The 6,240-nt window shown below is 70.2% G+C and carries 4 protein-coding genes and 1 pseudogene; 2 read left to right on the top strand and 3 right to left on the bottom strand.

Going from position 1 to position 6,240, the window contains the following annotated elements:
- Window positions 1-429: 429 nt before the first annotated feature.
- Window positions 430-606 (top strand): annotated as a pseudogene (locus AB0E14_RS39100) (IS1380 family transposase); the annotation flags it as partial.
- Window positions 607-1,373: 767 nt separating this feature from the next.
- On the opposite strand, the gene AB0E14_RS39095 reads toward AB0E14_RS39100, so the two are convergent.
- Complete coding sequence (locus AB0E14_RS39095) at window positions 1,374-1,913, bottom strand: helix-turn-helix transcriptional regulator (protein WP_362430145.1); 540 nt, start codon at window positions 1,911-1,913, stop codon at window positions 1,374-1,376.
- 55 nt (window positions 1,914-1,968) lie between these two features.
- Between AB0E14_RS39095 and AB0E14_RS39090 the strand changes: the two genes are divergently transcribed.
- The gene (locus AB0E14_RS39090) at window positions 1,969-3,396 is read left to right on the top strand and encodes an MDR family MFS transporter (protein ID WP_362430142.1); all 1,428 of its coding nucleotides are present in this window, start codon (window positions 1,969-1,971) and stop codon (window positions 3,394-3,396) included.
- A gap of 13 nt (window positions 3,397-3,409) precedes the next feature.
- Here the strand turns inward: AB0E14_RS39090 and AB0E14_RS39085 are convergent, their stop codons facing one another.
- Both AB0E14_RS39085 and AB0E14_RS39080 read right to left on the bottom strand, forming a co-directional pair.
- Window positions 3,410-4,555, bottom strand: coding sequence for a globin domain-containing protein (locus AB0E14_RS39085; RefSeq protein ID WP_362430139.1), 1,146 nt, complete (start codon window positions 4,553-4,555; stop codon window positions 3,410-3,412).
- Between the two features lie 275 nt (window positions 4,556-4,830).
- A partial coding sequence (locus AB0E14_RS39080; protein WP_362430136.1) for a PASTA domain-containing protein occupies window positions 4,831-6,240 on the bottom strand: 1,410 nt, incomplete at its 5' end.

The following is a 6,240-nucleotide window of genomic DNA, read 5'->3' as shown; positions in this document are numbered from 1 at the left end:
CGGGCGAGTAGACCTTCATCACCATAAAAGATGCCTCCTACCCGGCCCCTACCGGGACCGGGCTCAGAGGTGTCCACCACTCGGGGACAGGTCCCTCAAGACGGTGGAGTAGGTCTGGCCGCGGCGGATCGCGAAGTCGTCCACGCGCGGCACCCGCGGAGTGCTGAACCGCGGATCGGACCATGCCATGACCTGCGTGGCAAGGTCATCCTTCCCACACCGAAGCCCGGCCGGGCCGCCAGACGAGCGCCGGCCCGGCCGGCCAGCGCGAGCCCCACTCGCTCCAAGGCGCGGTTGGGACGAGCTCGGAGATGAGTTCAGCAATCCCATGGGTCGACAGGCTTGTGGTCCGGCGGTTGCTGATGAGCACCGCACGAGACGCGTTCCCGACAACCATGATCAACCATCCAAGGCTCGATGTCTCACCACTGGATGCCGATGCTCGCCCTGACCGGCCCTGCCCGGCGGTGGGAGCCCAAACGCCTGCGACTGTGCTCCGCCGCCCAGCTTGTGACGACCGGCCGCTGCCGCATCCTCCGCCTCGCCCGCCACTGGCCGTGGACCAACGTGATCACCAGCGGGTTCGCACGCCTGCGGCTCGTTCCTGCCGAGACCACGCCCCTTTGCGCCCGCTGCGCCACCGCACGTTCCCTCCCGCACGTCCGTGATCACGACCGCCGCCTCGGCCGGGCCTCCGGCAGGTGCGTGAGCGCCGTGCTCCGGCCGGCTCCGGTGACGGCGATCAGGCCGCGCTCGTCCGGGAGGTGTTCGGTGAGGCGGACACTCTTCCTGCCCAGCACCACCGTGGCACAGCGGTAATCGACGCGCCTACGGGGACATGGCCCGGTCGTGGACGAACGCTCATGGAGGCTCCTTCGCGGACGAGGCCGTCCCGGTACCGCGGAGAGGTCCGGCGCTGGCGAGGCGTGGCGGCGGCGCTCACGGCCTCGGCATGGTTGTCGGACGCCGGGAACGTAGCCCGGGAGCCCCAGCCGTGTCCACGGTTCGACCGCATCTTGCCGACCGATGCGTCAGTCGGCAGCTCGACCAGAAGCCCCGTACGGCAAGGAAGACCCTCCCCGGAACACCAGGCGGGAGAGTGTCGCGTGGCTGCACCTTCGGCAACCGGATCGCGCCCTTTCGGCCGCGCTTACGCTTCCCCGCGCCGCGTGCCGTACCACCTAGCCTGGGCGAGCGAGCCAGGGGCTGGCAGCTCGGTCATTCCCCCGTGAACCGCTGCCCCCCTGGCTTCGTAGGGCCCCTGGCCCCGGTGAAGATGGCCCCGTGGGGGGGCGCAAATTCTGGGGCCAGGGGGCCGCCCTCCTCCGTGAGCACGCGGAACGCGGAGCCGAGGAGGTCCCGAACGCGGGCGATCAGGTGGTGCGGCGCCGTTCGAGATCCTCCGCCGTGCCGGCTGCCCATTGGCTCAGTACGCGGGTGATACGAAGCCCGAGGTCGAGCGCGTAGGTGCCGAAGAGCGGGGTGTCGTCGGGCGCGGTTTTGGCCGCCACAGCCGCCTGGTGGACCTCGAGTTCGGCGAGTCGATTGGCGTGGTACTCGGCTTCGGCCCGCATCACGTCCGCCGCCTCGTCCGGGGGAAGCAGGGTGACGAGGAATCCGCGCAGCGCGGTCTCGCTGCGGATCCTGCGGTGCATGTCGTCGTTCGTGACCCACTGGACGATCTCGTTCCGGCCCTCCTCCGTGACGGTGTAGATCTTGCGCCCGCGTCCGTCCCCCGCCGCCTCCACCGTGGCGGCGCCGGTCTGCACCAGCTTGGACAGCTCCGGATAGATCTGACTGTGCTTGGCCTGCCACACGAGGTTCATCGACGCATCGAAGCGTTTGGCCAGTTCGTAGCCGGATGCGGGGCCGTGGAAGGCGAGCGTGCCGAGCAGAGCGATCCGGAGAGACATGCGAGAAGCATACCCCTGGACTGACATGTCAAAGCTGACATGTAAAGTTCGACATATGACTACAGCGCCACGGTCCCGCAGCGGACTGCTCCTGATCGCCGTTCTCGGCGGTATGTTCCTCGCGATGCTGGACCAGACCATCGTCGGCACGGCCCTGCCGCGCATCACGGAAGATCTGGGCGGATCCAGCCTCTACACCTGGACGGTGACGGCCTATCTGCTCACCTCCACCGTCACCGTCCCCCTCTACGGCCGCCTCTCCGACATCTACGGACGCAAGCCCCTGCTGATAACGGGCCTCGTGGTGTTCCTCGCCGGAAGCGCCCTGTGCGCCATGTCCCAGGACATGGGCCAGCTCATCGCCTTCCGGGCCCTCCAAGGCCTGGGCGCCGGCGCGCTGCTGCCCCTGTCCCTGGCGATGGTGGCGGACACCGTGCCCGCTGAGCGGCGCGGTCAGGCGCAGGGCGCGCTCGGCGGCATCATGGCTCTGAGCTACCTGGTCGGCCCCTTCCTGGGGGGCCTGTTCACCGATCAGGCCAGCTGGCACTGGGTGTTCCTGGTGAATCTGCCCCTCGGAGCGATCATTCTCGCCATCGTCTGGCGGTACCTGCCCGGCGGTGGAGGCGTCGCCCACGCCGGACGCCCCGACTACGCGGGCATCGGCGTACTGACGGTAGGGGTCAGTGCGCTCCTGATCGGCCTGACCATGAAGGGCACGGACGGCAACTCCTGGACCGACGTGTCCGTCCTCGGCCCTCTTCTGTTCGCCGGAGCTCTCGTCGTCCCGTTCGTCATGATCGAGAACCGGGTCGACCAGCCGATCATGCCGATACACCTGTTCCGCGACCCGTCCTACACCCTGGCCAACATCGCCTCCTTCTTCTCGGCGTTCTGCCTGTTCGCGTCGGTGGTGTTCCTGCCGCGCTTCTTCCAGGAAGCACTCGGACACAGCGCCGTCTCCAGTGGCCTCCTGCTCTACCCGCTCATGATCGCCATGGTCGTCGGCAGCCTGTTCGTCGGCGCCGTCATCGGCAGGTCGGACCGCTACAAGCTGTGGCTGCTCGGCAGCGCGGTCCTGGCCGCGGCGGGTTCCCTCCTGTTCGCCCGGCTCGATCTCGGCACCTCGCTGCCGGCGCTGTCCCTCTGGATGGTCCTCATCGGGCTCGGCGTCGGCCCCATGCTCTCGGGCCTGACGATCGTCGCCCAGTCGCACGTCGCCCCGGCGGACCTCGGCACGGCGAGCTCCAATGTCACGTTCTTCCGGCAGATCGGGGGATCCGTCGCCCTGGCGGTCGCCGACACCCTGTACAAGACCGCCTTCACCGGCGGTATCGGCGACGGCCTGCACGAAGCCCAGGCCGCCGGCGTCGCCAGTGCCCTGCCGTGGCTCGCGACACTCGGCGCGGCGGCCACGTTCCTGGCCGTGGCGTTCCTGCCCGCCCCTCGCCCTGCGCCCGTCGGCGCCTCCACCGTGTCCGTCTGATCCGCGGCGCGTCTCAGGGGGCCGGCTGCGGCGGCAGGAGGGTCTCCAGCGGGTCGTACATCAGGTGCCGTGGAGATACGCCCAGGCTTTCCAGCACCTCGACGCCTGTACGCACCATGCCGACCGGCCCCGAGACGTACGCGTCGTACCCGTGCCACGGACCGTGCTCGCGGAGGAAATCAGCGACCCGGAACTCGTCACCCACGACAGCCCGCACATGGAGCCGGGGATACCGCTGTCTGAGACGCAACAGCGGGTCCATCGCATAGAGACCGGCGTCGCTCCGGGCCACGTAGAAGACCTCGACCGGGCGGCCGACGTCGCGCTCGACCACGTCTTCCACGATGGCCTTGACAGGGGCTATCCCGGTCCCGCCCCCCAGGCAGACGATCCCGCTGTCCGTGCGGTGATCGACGACCATGGACCCCTCCGGAGGCCCGAGCCGGAGCACGCTTCCGGGGCGGGCCCGGTGGACCAGGGCGTTGGACACCCATCCCGTCGGCACGGCCCTCACATGGAAGGTGAGCAGGCCGTCGCCGCCCGGCAGTGCCGCGAAGGAGTACTGCCGCCAGATCCGGGGCCACCAAGGGGTCTCGACACTCGCGTACTGGCCCGGAAGGAAGCCGTAGGGCCGATCGGTGCGGAGTGTGATCTCGGCGATGTCCGAGGCCCTCATGACATGTGTCACCACTTCGGCCTGCCACCAGGGCGGCGCCTTCCGCGCGTTCTCCGCGGCGGCTTCGATCATGACCGTCGACATGGTCCCGTAGGCACGGGTCCACGCGGCTTCGCTCGCCTCGTCCCAGGTGTCGTGGGCATAGTGCGCCAGGGCGCCGATCAGGGCCTCGCCGACGGCCGGGTAGTGCTCGGGAAGCGTGCCGTACTTGCGATGCCCGCGGCCGAGGGACCGGAGGTGGTCGGCGAGTTCATCCGGACTCTCCATCAGTTCGGCGGTTTTCAGCAGCGCCTTGACGAGGCGGTCACGCTGCACATCCATGGCGACTGGGAACTGCCCTCTGAGGTCGGGGTTCCGGATGAACAGCAGAGCGTAGAAATAGCCCGTGACCCGGTCGGCGACCGGGGCTATCTCCGCCAGCGTGCGCCTGACGAGTTCCGCGTCGGACGGGACGCCGAAGCCCCCGCTCACCTGGCCGGGCACGGCAGCGCTCGGGGCGTCATCGGATCCGGGTGCGTCGGCGCCTTCGCCGGCCGGCGGGAGGGCGCGGACAGGCCACTTCTTCGGAGTGAACCACCCCTGTCCGCGCGCGGGTGCTCCGGCTCCGCCAGATGTCGGTGACGCATTCATACGTTCCCGTCCAAGAAGTCATGGCCCACAGCTGTCAGCAAGGGTGAAGGAGCCTCCGGACGGGGAGTCAGGATTCCGTCCCGCCGGTGGGGCAGGTTCTGTCGCCCGTACGGGAAGGCGGCCGGCGCCTACGGCGTACACGGGTCGTTCCAGGGGGCGTCGGGCGCGTCCGGGTCGCACTGCGAGGACTCCTCCGACGAGGGGTCGTCGGGCGGGGTGGTCGGCTCCTCCCGCGTGGTGAAGACGGTGACGACGCCGCCCTGCAGGACGGTAGATCCCGCCGCCGGGTCGGTCTCGACAACGACGGCGCCCGGGCCGGCGGGCCCCTGCCGCACGACGCTCAGGCCCAGGGACCGCAGCTCCCGCTCGGCCGCCTCGAACGGCATGCCCGTGAGACCGGCCGGGACCACCACCGTCCGCTGCTGTGGCCCCCTGGAGACCTCGAGCGTGATCCGGACGTCCTTCGCCTGGTCCGTGAGACCGTCGGGCCGCTGGCCGACGACCGTGTCCACCGGCTCGTCGGAGTCGACGTCCTGACGGGAGATGTTCGTGAACCCGAGTTCGGTCAGCCGCTCCACCGCGGCGTCGTAGGTGCGGCCGGTGACGTCCGGCAGCCGCGATGTCGCCTGCCTGGCCACGGTGATCGTGACCTCGGACGCCCGCTCGGCCTGTGTGCCGCCCTTCGGCTCCTGGCTGAGCACCCTGCCCGGTTCCTGGTCCGACGCCTCGGTCCGCACGGCGACCTTGAAGCCCTTGCTCCTGAGCTGTTCCTCGGCGCGGTCCCGCGACTGCTCGACGACATCGGGGACCTCGACCGTCGGAACGCCCTCGGAGACGTAGACGCCGACCGTCCCGCCGGCGTCCATCGTCCTCGTGCCGTCCGCCGCCGGCTCCTGCCTGCAGATCGCGCCCTTCGGCTGGTCGCACCGCTCGGTGCCGGACCGCTCCACCGTGACCTCGGAACCGGCCGCGAGGACCTCGGCCTCCGCCCACGTCCCACCGACGAACTGCGGCACGACCACCTGCCGGGCCGCCGCCGAGGTGCCGAACAACGAGCGGCCGAACACCGCCACTCCGGCCAGGACCAGGACACCCGCCAGCACCAGGAGGACCAGGGGCGCTCTGGACTTCCCGCGGCGGTCGCGGTCCGGGACCCGGTCGTAGCCGTAGCCGCCGTCGTCCGGGTTCACCGGGCGCAGCATGGAGGTCCGGCCGGTCTCGTCCGCGTGACGCGGCACCGACGGCGACTCGGCCGGCGGCAGGTGACCGCCGTCGTCCAGGCGCACCGGTGGCAGAACCATGGTCTGCCCCGCGTCTTCCCCGTGCGCCCACGCCCGGTCGTCGGCGTGCCCCGCCGCGACGGGCTGGCCGTCGAGGCAGGCCTCGATGTCGGCGCGCATCTCGTCGGCGGACTGGTAGCGGTAGTCGGGGTCCTTGACCAGTGCCTTCAGGACGATGGCGTCCATGTTGGGCGTGATCTCGGGGTCGAAGTTGCTCGGCGGCTGAGGCTCTTCCCGCACGTGCTGGTAGGCGACCGC

This window comes from Streptomyces sp. NPDC047981 (assembly GCF_040653315.1).
GTDB lineage: Bacteria > Actinomycetota > Actinomycetes > Streptomycetales > Streptomycetaceae > Streptomyces.
The sequence above is the reverse complement of the archived record's forward strand: the minus strand, read 5'-3'. Positions and strand labels throughout refer to the sequence as shown.